At 73.4% G+C, this 21319-nt stretch carries 21 protein-coding genes; 13 read left to right on the top strand and 8 right to left on the bottom strand.

Annotated features, from left to right (window positions below; translation table 11 throughout):
• Positions 1 to 222 precede the first annotated feature (222 nt).
• From ICW24_RS03525 to ICW24_RS03515, 3 genes are read left to right on the top strand one after another with little or no spacing between them, the layout of a single operon-like run.
• Positions 223 to 1125, top strand: a complete 903-nt coding sequence (locus tag ICW24_RS03525; RefSeq protein ID WP_226344295.1) for an ABC transporter ATP-binding protein — start codon at positions 223 to 225, stop codon at positions 1123 to 1125.
• Positions 1122 to 1853 (top strand): ABC transporter permease, encoded by a 732-nt coding sequence (locus tag ICW24_RS03520; RefSeq protein WP_226344294.1) that lies wholly within the window; start codon positions 1122 to 1124, stop codon positions 1851 to 1853. The genes ICW24_RS03525 and ICW24_RS03520 overlap by 4 nt, the downstream gene beginning before the upstream one ends.
• A 2-nt stretch (positions 1854 to 1855) precedes the next feature.
• Positions 1856 to 2608, top strand: coding sequence for an ABC transporter permease (locus tag ICW24_RS03515; protein ID WP_226344293.1), 753 nt, complete (start codon positions 1856 to 1858; stop codon positions 2606 to 2608).
• Positions 2609 to 2626: 18 nt separating this feature from the next.
• On the opposite strand, the gene ICW24_RS03510 is transcribed toward ICW24_RS03515, so the two are convergent.
• Positions 2627 to 3412, bottom strand: a complete 786-nt coding sequence (locus ICW24_RS03510) for a cytochrome c oxidase assembly protein (RefSeq protein ID WP_226344292.1) — start codon at positions 3410 to 3412, stop codon at positions 2627 to 2629.
• On the bottom strand, positions 3399 to 3872 hold the full coding sequence (locus ICW24_RS03505) for a DUF2243 domain-containing protein (RefSeq protein ID WP_226344291.1): 474 nt from the start codon (positions 3870 to 3872) through the stop codon (positions 3399 to 3401). The genes ICW24_RS03510 and ICW24_RS03505 overlap by 14 nt, the downstream gene beginning before the upstream one ends.
• A 237-nt stretch (positions 3873 to 4109) precedes the next feature.
• On the opposite strand from ICW24_RS03505, the gene ICW24_RS03500 reads away from it, so the two are divergent.
• The 7 genes from ICW24_RS03500 (at position 4110) to ICW24_RS03470 (ending at position 13355) form a co-directional block, all read left to right on the top strand.
• A complete protein-coding gene (locus ICW24_RS03500; RefSeq protein WP_226344290.1) occupies positions 4110 to 5837 on the top strand; it encodes a tannase/feruloyl esterase family alpha/beta hydrolase in 1728 nt (575 codons plus the stop codon).
• A gap of 529 nt (positions 5838 to 6366) precedes the next feature.
• Positions 6367 to 9477: a DEAD/DEAH box helicase gene (locus ICW24_RS03495; RefSeq protein WP_372360478.1), complete on the top strand. Its 3111-nt coding sequence runs from the start codon at positions 6367 to 6369 to the stop codon at positions 9475 to 9477.
• Between the two features lie 302 nt (positions 9478 to 9779).
• Positions 9780 to 10505 carry a DUF5058 family protein gene (locus tag ICW24_RS03490; RefSeq protein ID WP_226344288.1) on the top strand — a complete coding sequence of 242 codons (726 nt, stop codon included), beginning with the start codon at positions 9780 to 9782 and terminating at the stop codon, positions 10503 to 10505.
• A gap of 13 nt (positions 10506 to 10518) precedes the next feature.
• Positions 10519 to 11265: a hypothetical protein gene (locus ICW24_RS03485; protein ID WP_226344287.1), complete on the top strand. Its 747-nt coding sequence runs from the start codon at positions 10519 to 10521 to the stop codon at positions 11263 to 11265.
• Positions 11266 to 11297: 32 nt separating this feature from the next.
• Positions 11298 to 12518 (top strand): amidohydrolase, encoded by a 1221-nt coding sequence (locus ICW24_RS03480; protein ID WP_226344286.1) that lies wholly within the window; start codon positions 11298 to 11300, stop codon positions 12516 to 12518.
• Positions 12519 to 12574: 56 nt separating this feature from the next.
• Positions 12575 to 12772, top strand: a complete 198-nt coding sequence (locus tag ICW24_RS03475; protein ID WP_226344285.1) for a PNPOx family protein — start codon at positions 12575 to 12577, stop codon at positions 12770 to 12772.
• A gap of 31 nt (positions 12773 to 12803) precedes the next feature.
• Positions 12804 to 13355 carry an MmcQ/YjbR family DNA-binding protein gene (locus ICW24_RS03470; protein WP_226344284.1) on the top strand — a complete coding sequence of 184 codons (552 nt, stop codon included), beginning with the start codon at positions 12804 to 12806 and terminating at the stop codon, positions 13353 to 13355.
• Between the two features lie 131 nt (positions 13356 to 13486).
• On the opposite strand, the gene ICW24_RS03465 is transcribed toward ICW24_RS03470, so the two are convergent.
• Entirely contained in the window at positions 13487 to 14218 is a 732-nt protein-coding gene (locus tag ICW24_RS03465) for a thermonuclease family protein (protein ID WP_226344283.1), read from the bottom strand.
• A 101-nt stretch (positions 14219 to 14319) separates the two neighbouring features.
• A complete protein-coding gene (locus ICW24_RS03460; protein ID WP_226344282.1) occupies positions 14320 to 15738 on the bottom strand; it encodes a GDSL-type esterase/lipase family protein in 1419 nt (472 codons plus the stop codon).
• A gap of 269 nt (positions 15739 to 16007) precedes the next feature.
• Between ICW24_RS03460 and ICW24_RS03455 the strand changes: the two genes are divergently transcribed.
• Positions 16008 to 16298: a helix-turn-helix domain-containing protein gene (locus tag ICW24_RS03455; RefSeq protein WP_226344281.1), complete on the top strand. Its 291-nt coding sequence runs from the start codon at positions 16008 to 16010 to the stop codon at positions 16296 to 16298.
• 151 nt (positions 16299 to 16449) lie between these two features.
• On the opposite strand, the gene ICW24_RS03450 is transcribed toward ICW24_RS03455, so the two are convergent.
• From ICW24_RS03450 to ICW24_RS03440, 3 genes are read right to left on the bottom strand one after another with little or no spacing between them, the layout of a single operon-like run.
• Positions 16450 to 17046, bottom strand: a complete 597-nt coding sequence (locus tag ICW24_RS03450) for a ClpP family protease (RefSeq protein WP_226344280.1) — start codon at positions 17044 to 17046, stop codon at positions 16450 to 16452.
• Positions 17043 to 17651, bottom strand: a complete 609-nt coding sequence (locus ICW24_RS03445) for a ClpP family protease (RefSeq protein WP_226344279.1) — start codon at positions 17649 to 17651, stop codon at positions 17043 to 17045. Before ICW24_RS03445 ends, ICW24_RS03450 begins: the two co-directional genes overlap by 4 nt.
• Entirely contained in the window at positions 17644 to 18555 is a 912-nt protein-coding gene (locus tag ICW24_RS03440; RefSeq protein WP_226344278.1) for an EamA family transporter, read from the bottom strand. Before ICW24_RS03440 ends, ICW24_RS03445 begins: the two co-directional genes overlap by 8 nt.
• Before the next feature lie 71 nt (positions 18556 to 18626).
• Between ICW24_RS03440 and ICW24_RS03435 the strand changes: the two genes are divergently transcribed.
• Entirely contained in the window at positions 18627 to 19475 is an 849-nt protein-coding gene (locus ICW24_RS03435) for a LysR family transcriptional regulator (protein ID WP_226344277.1), read from the top strand.
• 31 nt (positions 19476 to 19506) lie between these two features.
• On the opposite strand, the gene ICW24_RS03430 is transcribed toward ICW24_RS03435, so the two are convergent.
• A complete protein-coding gene (locus ICW24_RS03430) occupies positions 19507 to 20343 on the bottom strand; it encodes a MerR family transcriptional regulator (RefSeq protein WP_226344350.1) in 837 nt (278 codons plus the stop codon).
• A gap of 145 nt (positions 20344 to 20488) precedes the next feature.
• On the opposite strand from ICW24_RS03430, the gene ICW24_RS03425 reads away from it, so the two are divergent.
• A complete protein-coding gene (locus ICW24_RS03425) occupies positions 20489 to 21310 on the top strand; it encodes a helix-turn-helix domain-containing protein (protein WP_226344276.1) in 822 nt (273 codons plus the stop codon).
• Positions 21311 to 21319 lie beyond the last annotated feature (9 nt).

Raw genomic sequence — 21319 nt, 5'->3', positions numbered from 1 at the left:
GCGGTTGCACACAGGCGCGGGGCATCCGAGCCCGGTCGAACCGTGCCTGTGGACAGAGCCGTCCCGATCGGGAGCCCGTCGCCGCTCGGACTGCGACCGGCTCCGACGGGCGGGGGAGTTCCTCGGCCGTCGTCCCACAAGGCTCATGAGTCCCGCAGGACCACACCGGATTCCGACCAGAGGACGACGACACCCCCTGGCCCGCCGCGCGAGGGTCGAGGCATGGACATCGTCACGACTCACGACCTCCACAAGCGGTACGGCTCGCGCGCCGTCGTGGACGGCCTGGAGCTACGCGTCCCCGAAGGATGCGTCTACGGGTTCCTCGGACCCAACGGCTCGGGCAAGTCCACGACGATGAAGATGCTCCTGTCGCTCGTACGGCCCACGAGCGGCGAGGTGCACGTTCTCGGCCGGCCGATGACCCCCTCGACCCGGCGTGGGCTGCTCGCGCACATCGGCTCGCTCATCGAGTCGCCGCCCGGGTACGGCCACCTCACGGGCGCCGAGAACATGCGGATCGTGCGTCGGTCGCTCGGGCTGAGGGCCGACCAGGTCGACCGGGCGGTCCGCACGGTTCGCCTGCAGGACCAGCTCGGCAAGCGCGTCCGCGACTACTCGCTCGGCATGAAGCAGCGCCTCGGCATCGCGATGGCGCTCGCGCGGGAGCCGAGGCTGCTCATCCTCGACGAGCCGACCAACGGGCTGGACCCCGCCGGCATCGAGGAGATCCGCGCGCTCCTGCACCACCTCGCCGAGGACGGGGTGACCGTCATGGTCTCGAGCCACCTGCTCGGCGAGATCGACAAGACCGCGACCGTGCTCGGCATTCTCTCGTCGGGTCGTCTGATCTTCCAGGGCACCCGGGACGAACTCCTCGCCGCCTCGACCCCCGACGTGCTCATCGAGACGCCGGATCCGCAGACCGGCCTCGAGGCGTTGCGTCACCGCATGCCGGTCGACCTCGAGGACGGGGTGCTGCGGTTGCCCGGCGTCGACGCCGAGGGCACCGCCGCCGCCGTCGCCGAACTCGTCGGCGCGGGAGCCCCCGTCTACGGCGTCCGCCGGGACGAGCAGTCCCTCGAAGACGTCTTCATGGACCTCACGAGCGGAGGTCGGCTGTGACCGCGCGCGCCGTCCGCAACGAATTCGCCAAGCTGCGTCATCTGCACGTCGGTGCGCTCGCGGGGTTGCTCGTACTCGGTGTCGTCGGGCTGACGTCGGTCGGCGTCGCCGCCGGCGGCGTCGACGACCTGTCGTGGGCGACGCTCCTCGCGTCGGCCTCCCTGGCCGTGCCCCTGGCGTCACCGCTGCTCATCGCGGTGCTCGCCAGCCGCAGCGTCGACGTCGAGCACCAGGACGGCGGCTGGTTGCCCGCCGCCACGGCGGGGACGGGCCGCGGCGGTCTGTGCCGGGCGAAGCTGGTCGCGACCGGCGCCGTCCTCGCCGCTGCCACGCTCGCCGCGAGCCTCGCCATCGCCGGGGTCGGACTGCTGGGCGCCGGCGCGCCGGCGCCCGTCGGGCTCTGGGCCGGATACACGGCCTCGGTGCTCGTCATCGACCTGGCGCTGCTCGCGCTGCACGTCCTCCTCGCGGCTCGGGTCGAGAACCAGCTCGTCGGCCTCGGGGTCGGGATCGTCGGCACCGTGTTCGGCGCCATCGCGATCGGGTTCCCGGCGTGGCTCGGGCACCTGACGCCGTGGGGTTACTACGCGCTCGCCGCCGCGGCCGACTACCGCGGCGGACAGGTCGTCACGCTGACCCCCGCGTACGCGAGCGTCGCCGCGCTCGGCGTCGTCACGGCCGCGGCGTTCTGGTTCGTCACCCACCGACTCGATCGACAGGAGGCCTGATCATGGACACCCTCATGGCCGAGATCCACAAGCTCAAGCGCTCGCAGAGCTGGGGCGTCGTCATCGTCCTGCCGCTGGTCGTCGTGGCCGCCGGCACCCTCACCAGCATCCTCTTGGGGCGACCGCTATCGGGGGGTTGGGACACCCTGTGGCAGCGGACCGTCGTCTTCCACGGGCTGGCCCCCCTCGCCCTGGGCGTCGCCGTCCTCGCGTCCCTGACCTGGCGGTCGGAGCACCGGGGTGGCAACTGGAACGCCCTCATGGCAGGTCCGACGTCGTCGGGGCGGATCGTGGTCGCGAAGACCCTCGTCGTCGCCCTGCTCGCCGCGGCGATGCAGGTCGTCCTGGTCGTGGCCGTCGTGCTCGTCGGGAAGCTCGCCTTCGCCCTGCCCGGGTGGCCGCCCACGTCGTACCTCACGGTGAGCGGTCTCGTCGCGCTCGCCGGGCTGCCGCTCGCGGCGCTGCAGTCGGCGCTGTCCATGGTCCTGCGCTCGTTCGCGGCGCCGGTCGCGCTCGCGCTCGTCGGCGCCGGCGCGGGTCTGGTCCTGCTCGTCGCGGGGGTCGACGGCGCGATCTTCGTGCTGCCGCACGCCCTCGCCGCCCGCGCCACGCAGGTCGGTAGCGGCGTCTTCGGCGACGCCGGCGTCCTCGGTGCCGGCCCGATCGGGACCGTCCTCCTTGCGACGGCCCTGCTCACCGCCGTCGTCCTCGCGAGCGCCACCCGAACCCTGGACCGCCGCGACGTGCGGGCGTGAGGGCTGCCGGGCGACGCGCTACGCCGGGTGAGCGGCCGGCGCGGAAGCCCGGGTGGGCGCGGTGCGCCGGTACCAGTCGAGGCAGAACAGCACGAGGAGCGCGACGTCGATGTAGTCGCCGCCGTAGTACATGAGCTGCGCCCCGGCCTGCGCCTGCGCCTCCGGGACGCCGGTCGGGGGATGGGCGTAGAGGTGCTTGGCGAGGATCGCGTGCAGCGTGAGGAAGGCGAGCAGGACGAGCGCGCGCGTGCGGTGCCCGACCGGGTGGGGGTCCGGGTCCACCCGCAGCACCGACGCCGTGAAGAGCCACCCGGCGGCGAGCACGTGCGCGTGGACGAGCAGGTGGAGCCCTGGGTCGTGGTGCATCGCGGCGTAGAGCCCGGTCCCGTAGAGCAGCCACAGGCCGCCGGCGTCGAGGGTCCCGGCGACCGCGGGATGGGTGAGGACGCGGATCGGGCGGCTCGCGAGGAACCGGGACAACCGGCGGGCGCGGGCGGCCGGCAGCGCCCGCAGGGCGAGGGTCACGGGCGCCGCGAGCACGAGCAGGATCGGCGCGAGCATGCCCAACAGCAGGTGGGCCCACATGTGCGCGACGAAGCCGCCCACCGCGGCGACCGGAGCGACGGCCACCGCGGCGACGCCGACACCCGCCTCGGCGCACGCTGTTCGCCAGGCGGGCCACGGGCGCCCCCGACGCCGGGACACCGCGATCGCGGCCAGGTAACCGGCGAGCAGCACCAGGAGGGCGCCGCCGAGGACGGGTCCGGTCAGGTCGACGGGAGCGCCGGCGTCATGCGGGTGCATGGGCTCCGCGCTCGTCGCGGCGGCGCCACCACCACGCGCCTCCGCCGAGGAGGAGAAGAGCGACGACGAGCCAGACGGCGTCGTAGACGAACAGGTCCGGCACGTAGCGGATCTGGTGGATCCGGAAGGCCTTGTGGTTGATCGTGCCGTCGAAGAGCTGGAACCCGCCCGCCCCCATGAGGACGGCTCCCCACCAGGGCGCGATCGAGCGACCGCCGCGGCGCCGCACGTCGGCGAGCAGGAAGAGACCGCCGACCGTGGCGAACCAGCCGAAGGCGTGGAAGAACCCGTCGGAGACCAGGCCGACCGTCGGCGTGGACAGGTCGTAGAAGTGGTGCCAGTGCAGGAGCTGGTGGAAGACGCTCTCGTCGACGAAGGCGGCCACGCCGATCCCGAAGAGGACCCCCGACGTGAGCAGCCGGCGCCGGAGTCCGTGTCGGGATCCGGGCGGGGAGGCCATGGCTCAACCGTAGGCGCGGAGGTGGGGGCGCGGGGCAGACTTCGGTCCCAGTGCTCGTCGGGACCTGCGACGGCGGAGGGGCCGAACCCCTTTCCGTCGCAGAGGATGTGGTCGGTGAGGGGAGGTGGACTTGCACGGCAACGGCGGGCGTGGACAGAAGGCGTCCGTTCCCCGGGGCGGTCGAGTCCGACGGGCCCTACAGTGACTCCATCCATCACCGGAGCGCTGGAGGCGACGATGCCCCGACCGATTCTGCGAGTCCTGTCCGCCGCGGTCTGCGCCGCCCTCGCCGGGACGACGGCGACCGCCACCGCGACCGGCGCGGAGCGGGCCGCGGCGCCGACCGGATCCGATGCGGCGTCCACGCCCGTCTCCCGCTGCGAGACCCTGCGGGGCGTGACGGTTCCGGCCGCGCGTATCGGCCTGCGCACCCGCGGGGCCACGATCACGTCGGTGGCGGAGCTGACGACGCCCGCCACCGGCAACTACTGCCAGGTGACGGGCGAGATCCACCCGGTCGATCGGTCGTCGTCGCCGATCCGTTTCCAGGTCAACCTGCCGGCTCGATGGAACCGTCGGTCGCTGCTCCTCGGGGGTGGCGGCGCGAACGGCACGGTCGTCACCGGGCTGGGCCAAGTACCGGCCGGTCCGTCTGCCGGGCCGACGCCGCTCGCGCAGGGGTACGTCACGTACGGCAGCGACTCCGGGCACCAGGCCGGGCCCGCGACGAGCCGCGACGGGCGGTTCGCCCTCAACGACGAGGCGCTGCGCAACTTCTCCGGCGACGCGCTGAAGAAGACCCACGACGTCGCCATGCGCCTCGTCGCGCAGCGGTACGACCGCGCGCCCCGGTACCGGTATGTCGCCGGTGGGTCGACCGGCGGCCGCGAGGCGCTGCTGGCCGCGAGCCGGTGGCCGCGCGACTTCGACGGCGCGCTCGTGCTCTACCCGGCGTGGAACGCGGTGGCGCTCAACCTCGAGTTCGGCCGGATGACGCGGCAGCTCGCCAAGCCCGGGGCGTACCCGAGCCCGGCGAAGCGGACGGCGCTCTTCGCCGCGGCCGTGCAGACGTGTGACGGCCTGGACGGTGTGCGCGACGGGGTCATCTCGAACCAGAAGCGCTGCGACCAGGTCTTCGACCCGGCGCGGGCTCGGGTCGGCCGGACCCCGCTGCGGTGTGCCGGCGGCAAGGACGCCGGACCGAACTGCCTCTCGGACGAGCAGATCCGCTCGTTCCGCACCCTCGACGCACCGTCGCGGCTGCCCTACCGTCTCGCGAACGGCGAGCGCGGCTACCCGGGGTTCACGACGTGGGGCACCGACTTCGGCCGGGTCTTCGCCCACCCGCTGCAGACGACGGTCGTCTCGCTGAGTCTCGGTCTCGTGCAGCCGGCCTCACCGATGCCGCCGGTGTTGCCGGCGGGCAGCCCGCCGTACGGCTCGACGTTCTGGGACGAGTGGGTGCGCTTCGCCGTCACCCGCGACCCCGGGTTCGATGCGCTGTCGCTCGACCCGGCCCACCCCGGGCGGTGGCGCTCGCGGATCGTCGAGTTGAGCCGCCTCCAGGAGGTCGACCCGCGCGGCCTGCGCACGTTCGCGCGGCGCGGCGGCAAGGTCCTCATGGCCCACGGCGTCCACGACGCCCTCGTGAGCAACCGCGCGACGCGGCAGCTCATGGGCCGGCTCGAGGCCGACCTCGGGCCGCGTCTCACGCGCCGGGCGGTGCGGTATTACGAGATCCCCGGCTACGGCCACGCCGTGAGCACGGTCTTCAACGCCGAATGGGACTCACTCCCGGCGCTGACCCGGTGGGTCGAGCGGGGACGCACCCCGGGCGCGCAGGTCGTCACCGACCGCGTCGGCGTGCCCACCGGCCGCACCCGACCGCTGTGCGAGTACCCGACCTGGCCGCGGTACGTGCGCGGCGACGTCGATTCCGCGCGCAGCTTCCGGTGCGTGCGCTGAGATCCGAGGTCTCCGCCGACCTGTCGGCGGTCCAAGAACCATTTCGGCCGGGTCGATCCGATCGGCCCTTCGCCTGCAACGCTCTGACCTGCGGTTTCTCGAAAGCCGGGTCTCTGGGAGCGCATCGACCCGGCCCGAATGGTTCTTCGACCTATGCACCCTCCGGGTGCACGCCCCAAGGGTGGCCCGGGACGCTGATGTACGGTCTGCGGGAAGGGGTGTGGACTCCTGAGCCAGGGCGTGACAGCCCGCCGCAACCAGGTCTGAACATCGATCGCGTCGACGACGACTCCGCCGTTCGCCCGCATCTCCGCCGACGGAGCGGGAGGCGCCCACGACGTCGTGGCCCTGATCGGCGAGGCAATCCGCCACCGGCCGACCCATCGCGTAGGTGGCCCCGAGGACGACGACGCGCAGGGACTTTCTTGATCACCATTTCGTCCGATCGGTCGGTCGACGCTCCACGCCCGTTGGATCCGGAGTGCGCTCCCACACGCCCCGCGGTTGACGCTCGCCGGCGCCGGGCCGCATGGTGAGAGGCGTGACCAGCGACGACGCACTCGCCGAGGGGTTGCACGAGTCCGTGGTCACGACGGCGCTCCTGCGCCGGCTGGCGCTTCGCCCCGATCTGTCCGCGAGCATCGAGCGCGTCGACCCCGCCGACCAGGCCGACGTGCTGGCCAGCCACCTCGGCCGGACACTGCTCCGCAGTCTGCGTACGCCCGGGGACGCCGACGAGGCGGGTCGGCTCGCGCTCGTGCGGCAGGTGCTCGCACTCCTCGACGCCGAGGACGACACGCCGGAAGAGGGCGTGCGGCGCCTCCTCGCCCTGACCCGGCCGGCCGCCCCCGGCCTGCCGCCCGCCTACCCGGCGGGCGTCCGCCCGAGCACTCCGCTCGCCCACGTCGCCCTGCTGACGAACGCCCACGGCGATCCGAGCCTCGGCAGCGAGATCAAAGCCGAGCTCGACACGTGCGACCGCGTCGACCTCATCTGCGCGTTCGTCAAGTGGCACGGCATGCGCACGTTGGAGGCGCAGCTCGGCCGGCTCCGCGAGCGCGGCGCACCGTTCCGGGTCATCACGACGACCTACCTCGGCAGCACGGACATCAAGGCCCTCGACCGGCTCGCCCGCGACTTCGGCGCCGACATCCGGGTGCAGTACGACCCCCGCCGCACCCGCCTGCACGCCAAGGGCTGGCGGTTCCACCGCGCCACGGGCTTCGACACCGCCTACGTCGGCTCTTCCAACCTCACGGTCAGCGCGCTCCTCGACGGCGCGGAGTGGAACGTCCGGCTCTCCGCCCAGGCGACGCCGACGCTGCTCGAGAAGTTCGCCGCCACCTTCGAGACCTACTGGCACTCCGACGAATACGCGCCGTACGACCCGGACGACGACGCCGACCGCGAGCGCCTCGAACGCGCCCTGCACGCCGCGAAGGGCAGCGGCACCCCGACGAGCCTGCTCGTCTCCGGGCTCGACGTGCGCCCCTACCCGCACCAGCAGCAGATCCTCGAGGCGCTCGACGCCGAACGCACCCTGCACGACCGGCACCGCAACCTCGTCGTCGCCGCGACCGGCACGGGCAAGACCGTCATCGCCGCGCTCGACTACCGGCGGCTGTGCGCGGGTCGGGAGCGGCCGAGCCTGCTCTTCGTCGCCCATCGGCAGGAGATCCTCGACCAGTCACTGCGCACGTACCGGGAGGTGCTCGCCGACGGCACGTTCGGGGAGCTCCTCGTCGGCGGGCATGTGCCGAGCCAGTGGCGGCACGTCTTCGCGAGCGTGCAGTCGCTCGCGACCCGCGTCGACGACATCCCGGCCGACGCCTTCGACGTGGTCGTCGTCGACGAGTTCCACCGCGCGGAGGCGCCGACCTACCGGCGGCTGCTCGAGCACCTGCAGCCGCGCGAGCTGTTCGGGCTCACCGCCACCCCGGAACGCACCGACGGGACCGACGTCCGCGGCTTCTTCAACGGCCGCACCGCCGCCGAGCTGCGCGTCTGGGACGCGATCGGGGCCGACCTGCTCAGCCCGTTCCACTACTTCGGGATCGCCGACGGGACCGACCTGTCGGCCGTCGAGTGGCGCGCCGGCCGCTACGCCGACGCCGCCCTCGAGCGCCTTTACACCGGCAACGACGCCCGCGCCCGGCTCGTCCTGCGCCAGCTCGAGGACAAGATCACCGACCCGGGGCGGATGCGGGCGCTCGGGTTCTGCGCCGGGGTCGCGCACGCCGAGTACATGGCGCGGGTCGTCGCCGGGGCGGGCATCCCGGCGGTCGCGGTGACCGGGCAGACGCCGACGGCGGATCGCATCGGGGCCGTCGCCGACCTGCGCGCCGGCCGGATCGCCGCGATCTTCACCGCCGACCTCTTCAACGAGGGCGTCGACATCCCCGAGGTCGACACCGTGCTCTTCCTGCGCCCCACGGAGAGCCCGACCCTCTTCCTCCAGCAGCTCGGCCGCGGGCTGCGGCTCGCCGAGGGCAAAGCCGTGCTCACCGCGCTCGACTTCGTGGGCCACCACCGGGCGGAGTTCCGCGCCGACCTGCGCTTCCGGGCCCTGACCGGCGCGTCCCGCAAGGACCTGCAGCGCGACATCGAGCACGGGTTCCCGTTCCTGCCGTCGGGCTGCCAGATCGTCCTCGACCGCGTCGTGCAGGAGGAGGTGCTGCGCAACGTGCGCGACCACCTCGCGCTGCGGTGGAAGCACCTCGTCGGGGAGCTGCGCGCGCACCCGACCGACGACCTGCGCACCTTCCTCGACGACACCGGCGTCGAGCTCGCCCAGGTGCTGCGGCCCGACAAGTCGTTCACGACCCTGCGCCGCGACGCCGGGCTGCTCGCGGACGAGGCCTCGCCGCTCGAGGCGAAGCTCGCGCGCCGGGTGCGCGCCCTCGCGCACGTCGACGACCCCGATCGTGCCCGTGCCTACGCCGACCTGCTCACCCTCGGCGTCCGCTACCGCGACCTCGGCGCGTTGGAGCAGCGGCTCGCGCGGATGCTGTTCTTCGCGCTGTGGCCGGACGGGGGCGGATTCGACTCCTACGAGGCGGGTTTCGACGCCCTGGCGGGGGAGGCGGAGACGCGGGACGAGCTGCGGCAGGTCGTCGACCTCGCCTTCGATGCGACCCGGCACGTGACGACGGCCCTGCCGGCCGCGGTGCCCACCTCGCTGCACGTGCACGCCCGCTACACCCGCGAGGAGATCCTCGCCGGCCTCGACTGGGGCTCCCTCGCCCGGAAGCCGGCGCACTTCCAGTCGGGCGTCCTCCACACGAGCATCGACGGCCGGCCCGTCGACGCGTTCCTCATCACCCTGCGCAAGTCCGAGGCGCACTACTCCCCGACGACGCTCTACCGCGACTACCCGCTCAGCCCCACGCTGTTCCACTGGGAGTCGCAGTCGACAACCTCGCTCGACTCGCCGACCGGCCGCCGCTACCTCGACGGCTCGAGCACGATCCTCCTCTTCGTCCGTCAGGAGCGGACCGGCGAGTTCGGCACCGAGCCCTACACCTTCCTCGGGCCGGCCCATTACGTGAGCCACACCGGCGAGCGGCCCATCGCCATCACGTGGCGGCTCGACCACGCGATGCCGGCCGACCTGTACGCCGACGCGGCCGTCGCCCTCTGAGACGCCCGAGCGCCTCGACCGGCCGCCGGGGCGCGGAGCCGGAAGGTGAGGGTGGCCGTGACGACGTGCGCCGCTGCTCTCGCAGAACGGCCGCATCAGGAGGGGCTTGACGACGAGCAGCGAGTTCGATTGACTCGCCGGATCAACGGCGGAGTCGGCGAAAGAGGCCGATCCCGGCCGTTCGTCGACCCGGCCGACGCACCAGTCCTGGTGCAGTTCCGTTCACGGACAGGACACCGCCGGGGTCCGCCACCCGCACAGGCGGTTCCTACCAGAGCCGTTTCCGGTCGAGGAGTCTCTGCGTGAGAGACGTCGCCAGTTACGCCAATTCCCCCTTCCTCTGGGCCTGCGCGCTCGGGGTGTTCGCTGTCATCGTCCTGCAATCGCTCATCTACATGCGGGCCGCGGCGGATGCGGGACCCGACCTCGACTTCAGCCGGGAGGATCTCCGTCGGTCGCTGCGGGCGGGCGGCGTGGCCGCGATCGGCCCCTCGCTGGCGGTCGTCATCGTCGCGATCGCGCTGCTCACGCTCTTGGGCACCCCCGCGGTCCTGGTGCGGATCGGACTCGTCGGGTCGGCCGCCACCGAGACCTCGTCGGCGACCCTCGTCGCGACGACGATGGGGGCCCAGCTCGGCGGACCGACGTGGACGCCGGAGGTGTTCACGGCCGCGTTCTTCGCGATGGGCGCCTCCGGCGGGATGTGGATGGTGTCGGCCCTCGTCCTCACGCCGATCCTCAAGCGCGGCGACGCCCACCTGCGCCACGCGAACCCGGCCCTCATGGCGATCGTCCCGTCCGCGGCGCTGCTCGGCGCCTTCGCCTCCCTCGGGGTCGCGGAACTGCCGAAGTCGAACGTGCACGTCGTCACCGTCGTGGCGTCCGCAGCGGTCATGGCGGTGTGTCTCTGGCTCGCCCGTCGGCTCGACGCCGCGTGGTTGCGAGAGTGGGGCCTCGGCATCGCGATCCTCCTCGCGCTCGGGCTCGCCTACGTCGCCCACCACCACACCGGCCTCGGCCCGGCCTGAGAGGGGCACGAACGTGACCACCGACACCGACTCCGGGGCCGCCGACGCCGCGTACGCGCGCTACGACGCCACCACGTCTCGCTGGGGACGTCTGACGATGCTCGCCGCCCTGCTCCTGTCGTGGCTGGGCCCCCTCTACCTCGTCCTCTTCACCGATCTCGTCGTGAGCTGGGGGCAGCTCCTCACGGCGTTCGCGGCGGTCGCCGCGGTGTTCGGCGTCATCTGGGTCGTCGAGGTCGTCACCTACTACCCGGTGCTCGGTCCGGCCGCGACGTATCAGGCCTTCATGATCGGGAACATCGCCAACAAGCTGCTCCCCTCGGCGATCGTCGCCCAGTCCGCGATCGGGGCCAAGCCGGGCACTCGTCGCGCCGAGCTCGCCGCCGTCATGGCGATCTGCGGAGCCGCGATCGTGCACATCGCCTCGCTGCTCGTCTTCGTCGGATTGCTCGGCACCTTCCTGGTCAGCCTCATGCCGGATTCGGTCACCCAGGTCGCGCGCCTCTACATCTTCCCCGCGATCATCGGAGCGGTGGTCGTGCAGCTGGGCGCGTACGTGCGCTCGACGAAGATCCTCGTCATCGCCCTCGTCGTCGCAGCGGTCGTCCAGCTGCTGCTCGTCCCGGTGCTGGGCAAGATGTTCGGCAACTTCGCGACCGCGGTCGTCGTCATCGCCACCGTCGCGGCCGCGTGGATGCTGCGCGACCGCAACCGCCGTTACGGCGACGAGGCGGTGGGTAGCGGAGACCTCGAGAGCTGATCCGTCCGACGCATCGACGAGAGGTGTTCCCCATGACCGTGGACCTGCCCGACGACCTGCTGAGCTCGCTGCACGACCTGTACACGCACCTGCACGCCCACCCCGAGCTCTCGATGCAGGAGCAGGAGACGGCTGTGCTCATCGAAGAGCGGATGCGCGGCCTCGGGTACGACGTGTTCCGCTGCGGGGGGACCGGGGTCGTCGCGACGCTCGCCAACGGCGACGGGCCCGTCGTCGGCTTCCGCGCCGACACCGACGGGCTGCCCGTGGCGGAGGACACCGGCCTCGAGTACTCCTCCACGGCCCGGGGCACGCTTCCCGACGGCACGGACGTGCCCGTCATGCACGCGTGCGGTCACGACACCCACATCACCGCGGCGATCGGCGCGGCCACCCTCCTCGCGGAGCGCCGGGACGCGTGGGCGGGCACCGTCGTCTTCCTCTTCCAGCCCGGCGAGGAGACGGCGGCCGGGGCGGCGGCGATGGTCGCCGACGGGCTCTGGGACCGCGCGCCGCGGCCCGAGGTCGTGTACGGCCAGCACGTCTGGCCCGGCCTCACCGGCACGATCGACATCACGACGGGCCCGGCGATGTCGTTCTCGGACTCGTTCCTCGTCACGGTCCGCGGCCGCGGCGGGCACGGCTCCCGGCCCGAGGACACCATCGACCCGGTGCTGCTCGCGTGCCACATGGTCGTGCGGTTGCAGAGTCTGATCAGCCGCGAGGTGCCGCCCCAGCAGGCGGCCGTCATCACGGTCGCGACGTTCCACGCCGGCCTGAAGGAGAACATCATCCCGGCGAGCGCGCAGTTCACGATCAACATGCGCAACCTCGACGCCGACGTGCGCGACAAGCTCCTGCGGCGGCTGCGGGAGGTCCTCGACGCGGAGGCCGCGGGCTCGGGGGCGCCGGCGCCCGACGTCGCGGACCTCTCCTCGTTCCCCCGGCTCGTCAACGATCCCGACGAGACGGGACGCGTCGTGGGTGTGTTGCGCGGCGTCCTCGGCAAGGACGCGGTCCGCGAGGCGCCGGCGGTGCTGGGCAGTGAGGACTTCGGGGCGCTGCCCGACGCCATCGGCGTGCCCGGGGTCTACTGGTTCTTCGGCGGGATGCCGGCGGAGCTCGTCGACTCCGGCGAGCCGGTGCCGACCAACCACTCGCCGCACTTCGCGCCCGTCATGGAGCCGACCCTGAGCACCGGGGTCCGCGCCGCGTACGAGGCGATCATGGCGCGCGTGGGCACGGGGTCCTGACGTCCGCGGCGTCGAGGCCTCGTAGCGGCGGCGGGCTCGTGGCTAGCGTGTGGTCCATGAGCGCGAACGACTTCCCTCTCGGCACCTCCGAGGCGGCGGCCGCGGACGTCCGGCGCCGGCTCGACTCGGACGTCATCGGCTGGTTCACGACCGTCCGTGCGGACGGTCGGCCGCACGCGGTTCCGGTGTGGTTCCTCTGGCGAGGCGACCGGGCGATCATCATGAGCGAGTCGGGCACCGTCGATGCCCCTTGACCGGTGACCGAGCGGCCAGGATCGTGGGGTCATGCCCAGGGCGAGCGCGCAGGACGTCGACCGGATCGCCGGCTCCCTGCCCGGGGCGGAGCTCGGGATCTCGTGGGGCGACCGGCCCACGTGGAAGGTCGCCGGCAAGGGATTCCTCGTCTACCGCGCACCCCATCGCACCGCGGTGGACCCGACGACCGGCGAACCGTTCGAGGACCTGCTCGTCGTCATCACCCCCGATCACGAGGCCAAGGCGGTCCTCGTGCAGGGCGACGGCCCGTTCTTCGACATCGACCACTTCCGCGGCCACACCGGCGTGCTCGTCCGGCTCTCCCGGCTCGGCGAGATCAGCCGCGCCGAGCTCACCGAGATCATCACCGAGGCGTGGGCCCACCGCGCCCCCCGCGCCGCGGTCCGCGCACACCTCGGCGAGGAACCCGACCCGCTCGAGGGCCTGGGAGCCCCGGCTCGCCGAGCCCTGCAGAACGCGGGGCTGACCACCCGGTCAGCCCTCGACGCGGCCTCCGACGCCGACCTGCTCGCCCTGCACGGGTTCGGGCCGAAGGGGCTGCGCATCGTCCGGGGCCGGTGATCTCGGCCGCCGGTCGTGACGTGGCGCGCCGCGCGGGGACTGCTCCATGACGTTGCCGCCGGTCATCGTGATCAGCGCCGCGTACCCGCGTGTCGATGGTCTGGCCACGCGTCGGGCTCACACCGTGGACCTCACACCTCGGACGCGCGCCAGCCCGCCTTGCGCGCCTGCAGCTCCGTGCAGAAGTAGCGCTCGCCCTTGCGCGGGTTGATGACCGTGGCGCCGTAGTACGTGGCGCCGGGCACGTGATAGATCTTCTCGCCCCGTGTGCTGATGTTGCCCTTGATCGCGCACCGGCCGCGCACGGCGATCACGCGGGTGAGGCCGCGGCAGCCTCGCCACAGGCCGGCCCTCGCCTTGATGGCGCGGGCCTCGGCGCGTCGGTGGGCGGCCTGGCCCTGGTAGGCCTGGCCGTACGTGAACTCCCACCCGTGCCCTCCGGCGATGAGCAGCGGCGCGACGCTGCGACCGTCGCGCAGGACGACGTGGCGCAGCAGCCGCTGGTAGCGGTCGCGGTTCGGCTGGGTGTGGTCGGCGACCAGACGCACGGACCGGCGCTGCACGAGGGCGGCCATGGCCCGGGTCGCCTCGCGGGCGTGGCACTCGCCGATCTCGGGGGTGTCGAGGCCGATGACACGGACCTTCTCGGTGCGCCGGCCCACCCGCACGTGCAGGGTGTCGCCGTCGACGACCCTCGTCACGGGCGTGAGGGCCGCCGCGCTCACGGTGGTCGGCGCCGCGGCCGCCACCGAGGCGCTCGCCGCCGGACGCGTCGCGGCCGACGCCGCGTCCGTCACGGGCGGGGCGCCGGCCAATGCCGGTAGGAAGGCCAGGACCGCACCGGTCCGGATCGCACGCTTCATCGCACTCCACCTCATTCTTCGCAAAAAGCCTGAGTGGCAGTGTGATTCATCGCAGGGCCCGTAGCTCCGCGGACGTAGGTCACCGATCGGTCACGACGTCCCTACCGGGTCCGCGCCTTGCGGACGAGGTGCGTGAGCTCGTCGAGGTCGACGGCGTTCGCCATCTCGATGAAGCCGGCGCGGCCGGGGTGCAGCTTGTCGCCCGGCCCCCCGGTGGAGGAGTTCGTCGCGAACTCGGGCTTGAGCCGCGAGGGGTCGCGCGGGTCCTCGACGGCCTTCGCGAAGTCGGCGACGTCGTCGAAGGTCCCGCTGTGCCGGATGAAGTCGTTGACGGCACGCCGCTTGGCGTCCGTCGCCGCGGTGCCGTAGCCACCCTCCGCGCCGCCGGAGGGCGTGATCGTCGCCCCGACGACCGGCAGGCCGTGGGCGTGCAGCGTGTTCACCGTCCGCTTCATCCCGGCGATGACGGACTCGGCCGTCGCGTTGCCGCCGCCCAGGTCGTTGATGCCCTCGAGGAGGATGACGGCGCGCACGCCCGGCTGCGAGATGACGTCGCGGTCGAGACGGTCGAAGAGCGGCGGGCCGTCGCACGGGGTGCACTCGCCGGGCGGGCGGCCGACGTCGGTGACCATGTTGCCGCCGATGCCCTGGTTGACGACGGACAGGGTCGGGCCACCGCGGGCCCGCAGGCGGCGTTCGAGCTGGTCGGGCCACCGGTCGTCGCCGTTGACGCTCGAGAAGAAGCCGTCGGTGATCGAGTCGCCGAGGGCGACGACCGTGCCCGCGTGCCGGCTTCGGACGTCGAGCCCGGCCACGTAGAACCACGACGTCGTCGACGCCCCGAATGAGGCGCCGGAGGCCTCTCGGGTGCGATCCCCGGAGCCCGGCTCCGAGACGTAGGACGTGGCGAACGAGGTCGCGTGCCACGTCATCGGCCCGCTCGCGCCCTTGACCGACAGGCTCACCGCCACGTGGTCGTCGCCGCGGCCGCGGACCCGGAACGAGACGGGGTCACTCGCGACCACCTCGCCGGGGGCGACCGTCACGCTGCGTCGCCCGCCGAACGTCACCTGCGTGCGCGTCCGGGGGTCGATGCTCGAGCCGCTGTGCTGATCGGCGAGGGAGACGGCGTCGAACGTGACGGGCCGGGTGCCGAAGGCGTTGCTGAGGCGCAGTCGCCACTCGTCACCGTCGAGCGTCGGCCGCACGATCATGCGCAGCGTCTGGTCGCGCGCCTGATCGCCCGGGAGCGCTGGGATGCGGGTGAGGCCCTTGGCGTCGGTGGCCCCGGGCTGCCCCACCGCATAGCCGACGGGGTAGACCCCCTGCGGCGCCGTCGCCCACGCCGCGACCCAGCGGGCCCGACCGTCGGCATCGGTCTGTGCCGCCACGGGCGAGGCTCCACCCACGTCCCGGGCGACGTCCGCCCTGGCGGGGGCCGTCGGGGCCGCGACCGCGGCGGGCCCCAACAGGAGGGGGGCGATGACGAACGACGAGATGACCGTCAGGGACCGACGCATGGGCTTCCTCGACCTTCACGTAGGGCGAATTCACACGGACGACAACCGGATCGAGCTGGGCGTCATCCTGCCCCCGTCGAGGTCGGTCGGCAAGGGTCGGGCCGCGGCCCCGGGGGTTGGTGCCGGCGTCCTGGTGCGGCATCAGAAGAGCCGACCGCCTGGTCAGGACCGCCGCGACCCGACCGACAGCGGGCGACGGCCCGATCGGGGTCGAGCCGACGAGCGCCCTCCCGGTCGTGGGCGGCGGAGGTCGCGCCTACCGTGGAGCCATGAGCAACGTCGTACGTCTGCCGGTGCGCCCCGCGGCGGAGCCCCTGTGGCGCGTGGCGGTCGGGGACGTCGTGCGCGAGGAGCGACTCGATCGCGGCGAACGCCTCGCGGACGTCGCCGGGCGCGCCGGGGTCGCGCCCCAGTACCTCTCGGAGATCGAGCGGGGCCGCAAGGATCCGTCCTCCGAGGTGTTGGGCGCCGTGGCCGGTGCCCTGGACCTCACGGTGGGCGAGGTCGCACACCGGGCGGCGTCCCTGCTGCGGCGGGGCGCGGTCTGCCTGGCCGCCTGAGCGCCCCGGGAGAGTGCTGAACGATCCGGTCGGCTCGCCCAGCGCCGATCCGGCTGCGTCGTCGACGTCGCCCGCTACGCCGTCCTCCCTCCGCCCGGCCGGATCGACACACCGGCCCGCTCGCTCATCGACGGCCGTGGTCAGCGCCCTCCTAGGGGGTGGGGCGCCGGCGCACGATGTCGTCCACCACCCCGTAGTCCAGCGCCCGGTCGGCCGTGAGGACCAGGTCGCGCTCGGTGTCCTCCCGGATCTGCCGACGTGAGCGACCGGTGTGCACGGCGAGGATCTCCTCGAGCATCGTGCGGACTCGTTCGACCTCGTCGGCCTCGAGGATGAGGTCGGGGATCGCGCCGCGTCCCTCGGCCGCGGGGGCGTGGATGACGACGCGCCCGTGGGGCAGGATCGCGCGGTGCCCGGACGCGCCCCCGGCGAGCAGGACCGCCGCGGTGGAGGCGGCCTCGCCGACGCACGTGGTGTGGACCTCGCAGCGCACGTACTGCATGGCGTCGTAGATCGCGAGCATCGCCGGGATCGAGCCGCCCGGGGAGTTGATGTACAGCTGGATCGGTTGGTCGACGCTCTCGGACTCCAGGTGGATGAGCTGCGCGATGACGGCGTTGGCGACGCCGTCGTCGATGGCGGTGCCCAGGTAGACGACGCGGTCGGCGAGCAGCCGGGAGTACACGTCGACGGTGCGCTCGCCCCGATCGGTCCGGGTCGTGACGTAGGGAATGGTGTAGCCGCTCATCGGTCTGCTCCCTTGGTGCCGGTGCCGGGCAGGATGTCGTCGAGGCCGGTGACGAGGTGGTCGACGAAGCCGTAGTCGAGGGCTCCGCGCGCGTCGAACCAGCGGTCCCGGCGCGAGTCGCGCTCCACGGTCGCCAGGTCCTGACCGGTGTCCTCGGCGACGAGGGACAGGACCGTGTCCCGGGTGTGACGCAGGTCGTCGGCCTGGATCGCGATGTCCATCGCCGTGCCGCCGATCCCGGCGGAACCCTGGTGCAGCAGGACCTTGGAGTGCGGCATCGCGAAGCGTCGACCGCGGGTCCCCGACGACAGCAGGAACTGGCCGGCGCTGTAGGCCATGCCGAGGTTCACGGTCACCACGTCGCAGGGGACGGCGCGCATGCAGTCGCGGATGGCGAGCATGCCGGGCACCGACCCCCCGGGGGAGTTGATGAGCAGTCGGACGTCGGCGGTGGGGTCGGCCAGTGCGAGCAGGATCAGGCCGGTGCACAGCCGATTGGCGTTCCAGTCCTCCAGCGGCTCGCCCAGCAGCAGCACGCGCCGCTCGAACAGCCGCCGGTACATGTCGTCGTCGAGGGTTCGTCCCGCGGGGGCAGCGTCACTCATGCCCCCGAGCATGGGCGCGCGCGACCCGGCCACAGCTCGCACGCTGCCCTGAGCAGCGCGAACCGCCCCGGGACCGCACGACGACCGCGTTCGACGCGACGATCGAGGCCGTCGCGACCACCTCGACCGGGCCGACCGACTCGCCGAGGAGGACGACCCCGGCGACGCAGGCCAGCACCGGGTACAGCCCGAGGAGCGACGCGTACAGCGACGCGTCGAGCCGGCGCAGGGAGAACGTGTCGAGCGCGTAGGGCACGGCCGACGTGAGCACGCCGACGACGATCGCCAGGCCGACGACGCCCGGCGTGACGAGTGAGGAGTCCAGGCGCGGCAGCGCGACGGGCGCGATGAGCACCACCGACGTCAGCGCGGCCAGCGCCGATCCCGTGAACCCCGGCAGGCTGCGTCCGACCGCCCGGTTGGCGTAGATGTAGGCCGCCCACGACGCGGCGGCCCACAGGGCCAGCGCGACGCCGAGCCAGTCGGTCGTCGCGGTGGGCCGGGCGAGCGCGACGACGCCCAGCGCGGTCACGGCGCTGCACACCGCGGTGCGCCGGGTCCGGTGCCCGAGGACCGCGACCGCGATGGGGCCGACGAACTCCAGGGTCACCGCGGTGCCGAGCCCGATCCGGTCGATCGCGGCGTAGATCGCGAGGTTCATCGACGTGAGCACGACGCCGAAGACCGCGGCGAGGAACAGCTGGCGCGGCGTCGGGCGCACCGGGCGGCGGAGGGCGAGCCCCCCGTGCACGACGAGGAGGACGAGTTGGCGCGCGAGGGTGACGCCCGCCGGTCCGAGGAGGGGGAAGAGCGTCACCGCCAGTGCCGCGCCGACGTACTGGCTCGCGCCGCCGGCCACGAGGGCCGTGATCCCGGCGCGTCGGGAGGTCGAGTCGTCGTTCATGGCTCCCAGTGCAGCCGCCGACCTCGGCCGCATCGAAATGCGCGCAGGCCGCCCTGCCATACGCAGGAGGTATGGCGGAACCGGCGGAGGTGGAGGTGCGGCACCTGCGCGCGTTCCTCGCCCTCGTCGAGGAGGAGACGTTCACCGACGCCGCGATCGCGCTGGGCACGACGCAGGCCACCGTCAGCCGGACGGTCCAGCAGCTGGAGCGGGCGCTCGGGTACCGGCTCGTCGATCGCACCAACCGGGGCGCCACCCCCACGGCGGCGGGTCGCGAGTTCGCCGGGCGCGCCGCCGACCTGGTCGCCCGGTGGGAAGGCCTCTTGCGATCGCCGACCCCGCAACGCCTCACGGTCGGTAGCCCCTGGGCCGGTTTCGGGGCGCGGACGTCTGCCGTCTACCGGGCCTGGGGCGACCGGCAGACGGGCTGCGAGCTCGCCGTCGTCCAGATGGCGTCAGCGACCGGTGGCGTGGCCGAGCGTCGCGCCGACGTCGGGGTGCTGCGCGGGCGTCCGCCGCAGGGCCTCGAGCACGCCGTCGTCGGCACCGAGCGGCGTGCCTGCGCCGTCGCCCGGCACCACCCGTTGGGACGGCGGCGCGTCGTCAGCCTCTCCGACGTCGCGGAGCACGCCGTGGCGGGCAACCGCCGCACGGGCACGACCGACGAGTCCCTCTTCGACCGACCGGTCAGAACGGTCGACACCTTCGACACCGACCATTGGCTCGACACGATCGAAGGTGGCGGCTGTGTCGGCATCACCGCCGAGGCCACCGCGGACCACTACGCCCGGTCCTCCGTGCGTTTCGTGCCCATCCGCGACGCCCCGGACCTCGAGGTGAGACTCGCCTGGCGGGCCGGCGACGCCCACCCCCTCACCGGTCTCCTCGTCGAGATCGTCCGGGCCGCGTACGCCGCGTAGGCCGCCGACTCTGCGTGCTCGGACGGATGCCTCAGAGCGTGACCGTCAGCTCCATGGCGACGGGGACACCGTCCGGGCCGAGCACGCCGACCTGACGGACCTCCCGGTCCTCGACGCCGAGGTCCTCCACGGCCTCCATGAACGCGACGACACCGGGGAGCGCGGCGCCCGACTCGGCCACGTCGTCGCCCACGTCGCACCTCGCGAACATTTCCTCCCGCTCGTCCAGCACCCCGTTCACGACCCGGTTCCCGCCGAGGTCCGTGAGGTCGGCGAGGGCGTCGCCGGGGTCGGGGATGGGCCAGCACAGCAGGATCTGCTCGGGGCCCACACCCGCCGCGCCGAGGGTCGACCAGAACGGGCCCGTCGGCGTGAGGCCGCGCTGCGCGAGGGCGCGGTAGAGCTCGCCGAAGGAGTCGTCGGCGGTGTCGTTCGCCTCGGCCACGCCTGCGCCGTCGTCGCTGCCGAGCCGGTCGAGGTCGAGGGTCATCGCCACCCCCGCCCAGGCCTGGCGCGCCGCGCGCCGGCGTTGCGCGGGGGCGCCGTTCTCGTAGGCGGGCAGGAACGTCTCGGCGACGCGCATCGCCCGGTCCTGCCGCTCGCGGTCGGCGGCGACCCGGGCCCGGAAGTCGGCGACGATGCGGTCGGACTCGTCGGGCCGATCGACGGCCTCGCGCACCTGCGCCAGCGGCATCCCCATGTCCCGCAGCAGCTTGATCGTCGCGGCGCGGCGGACCTGACCCGCGCCGTAGCGCCGATACCCCGTCGTCGGATCCACGTCGCGCGGCGCGAGCAGGCCCTTCTCGTCGTAGAACCGCAGCGCCTTCGCGCTCAGGCCCGACAGCGCGGCGAACTCCCCGATGGTCATCACGTGCGACTCCTTCATCTCGGCGGTCGCGCCGATTCTCGTCGCCGGCGGCCCCGCTGATCCCACGCTGTGGCTTCCGCCAAGGGGAAGGTCAAGCGTCGGCCGACCCACCCCTCGGACCACCGGTCTGTGCGAGCCTTCGACCATGGACCGCGCGACGGCCCCCACCGGGACGGGTGCGGGCGCCTACGCCCCGGTGCGGCCGCCGCCGCCGCTGACCCCGGTGGCGGTGTGCCGCTGGGACGCGACGATGGGCACCGTCGACCTCATGCTGCCCGACGGGTGCGTGGAACTCATGTGGCTCGAGGGTCGAGGGCTGCTCGTCTGCGGCCCGGAGACGCACGCCTGGGCCGCGCCCCGCGCCGCGCCGATCGAGGTGAGCGGAGTGCGTCTGCGGCCGGGCGCGGCGCGTGCCGTCCTGCGCCTGCCCGTGTCGGAGCTGCGCGACCGGCGCGTCGACCTCGCGGCGCTCCTCCCGGCCGCGGTCGTGGGCCGCGCGGAGGACCGGGTCCGCCGGGCCGCCCCGACCGAACGGTCGGCGGTGCTTCTCGACCTCGTCGCGCATCTCCTCGCCGAGGCGGGCGTCGACGACGTCGCGCCCCAGGCGGCCCGGCGGCTCATCGCGGGCAGCGACGGCATCGCCGAACTCGCGGACGCGCTCGGGCTGTCGACGCGGCAGCTGCACCGGCGCTGCCTGGCGGAGTTCGGCTACGGCCCCGCGACGCTTCGAGGGATCCTGCGCCTGCAGCGGGCTCTCGCCCTGCACCGGGCCGACCGCTCCCGGTCGATCGCGCTGATCGCCGCCTGCGCGGGCTACGCCGACCAGGCGCACCTCGGTCGCGAGGCCCGGCGCCTGTCGGGTCGCACGGCCCGCGAGCTCTTCGCGTCGCCGGCGGTGGGCTGGCACGGCGACGGGTCGGTGATCGACGTCCGATCCGTTCAAGACCGCGCGGTGGCGCGGGCCTAGCGTCGTGGC

The sequence above is a fragment of the Agilicoccus flavus genome (genome assembly GCF_014857905.1).
GTDB lineage: Bacteria > Actinomycetota > Actinomycetes > Actinomycetales > Dermatophilaceae > Agilicoccus > Agilicoccus flavus.
The sequence above is the reverse complement of the archived record's forward strand: the minus strand, read 5'-3'. Positions and strand labels throughout refer to the sequence as shown.

Coding starts and splice junctions, on each gene's coding strand:
- ICW24_RS03525 (WP_226344295.1), top strand. CDS start 223: ATGGACATCGTCACGACTCACGACCTCCACAAGCGGTACGGCTCGCGC.
- ICW24_RS03515 (WP_226344293.1), top strand. CDS start 1,856: ATGGACACCCTCATGGCCGAGATCCACAAGCTCAAGCGCTCGCAGAGC.
- ICW24_RS03510 (WP_226344292.1), bottom strand. CDS start 3,412: ATGCACCCGCATGACGCCGGCGCTCCCGTCGACCTGACCGGACCCGTC.
- ICW24_RS03505 (WP_226344291.1), bottom strand. CDS start 3,872: ATGGCCTCCCCGCCCGGATCCCGACACGGACTCCGGCGCCGGCTGCTC.
- ICW24_RS03500 (WP_226344290.1), top strand. CDS start 4,110: ATGCCCCGACCGATTCTGCGAGTCCTGTCCGCCGCGGTCTGCGCCGCC.
- ICW24_RS03495 (WP_372360478.1), top strand. CDS start 6,367: ATGGTGAGAGGCGTGACCAGCGACGACGCACTCGCCGAGGGGTTGCAC.
- ICW24_RS03480 (WP_226344286.1), top strand. CDS start 11,298: ATGACCGTGGACCTGCCCGACGACCTGCTGAGCTCGCTGCACGACCTG.
- ICW24_RS03475 (WP_226344285.1), top strand. CDS start 12,575: ATGAGCGCGAACGACTTCCCTCTCGGCACCTCCGAGGCGGCGGCCGCG.
- ICW24_RS03470 (WP_226344284.1), top strand. CDS start 12,804: ATGCCCAGGGCGAGCGCGCAGGACGTCGACCGGATCGCCGGCTCCCTG.
- ICW24_RS03465 (WP_226344283.1), bottom strand. CDS start 14,218: ATGAAGCGTGCGATCCGGACCGGTGCGGTCCTGGCCTTCCTACCGGCA.
- ICW24_RS03460 (WP_226344282.1), bottom strand. CDS start 15,738: ATGCGTCGGTCCCTGACGGTCATCTCGTCGTTCGTCATCGCCCCCCTC.
- ICW24_RS03455 (WP_226344281.1), top strand. CDS start 16,008: ATGAGCAACGTCGTACGTCTGCCGGTGCGCCCCGCGGCGGAGCCCCTG.
- ICW24_RS03450 (WP_226344280.1), bottom strand. CDS start 17,046: ATGAGCGGCTACACCATTCCCTACGTCACGACCCGGACCGATCGGGGC.
- ICW24_RS03445 (WP_226344279.1), bottom strand. CDS start 17,651: ATGAGTGACGCTGCCCCCGCGGGACGAACCCTCGACGACGACATGTAC.
- ICW24_RS03440 (WP_226344278.1), bottom strand. CDS start 18,555: ATGAACGACGACTCGACCTCCCGACGCGCCGGGATCACGGCCCTCGTG.
- ICW24_RS03435 (WP_226344277.1), top strand. CDS start 18,627: ATGGCGGAACCGGCGGAGGTGGAGGTGCGGCACCTGCGCGCGTTCCTC.
- ICW24_RS03430 (WP_226344350.1), bottom strand. CDS start 20,343: ATGACCATCGGGGAGTTCGCCGCGCTGTCGGGCCTGAGCGCGAAGGCG.
- ICW24_RS03425 (WP_226344276.1), top strand. CDS start 20,489: ATGGACCGCGCGACGGCCCCCACCGGGACGGGTGCGGGCGCCTACGCC.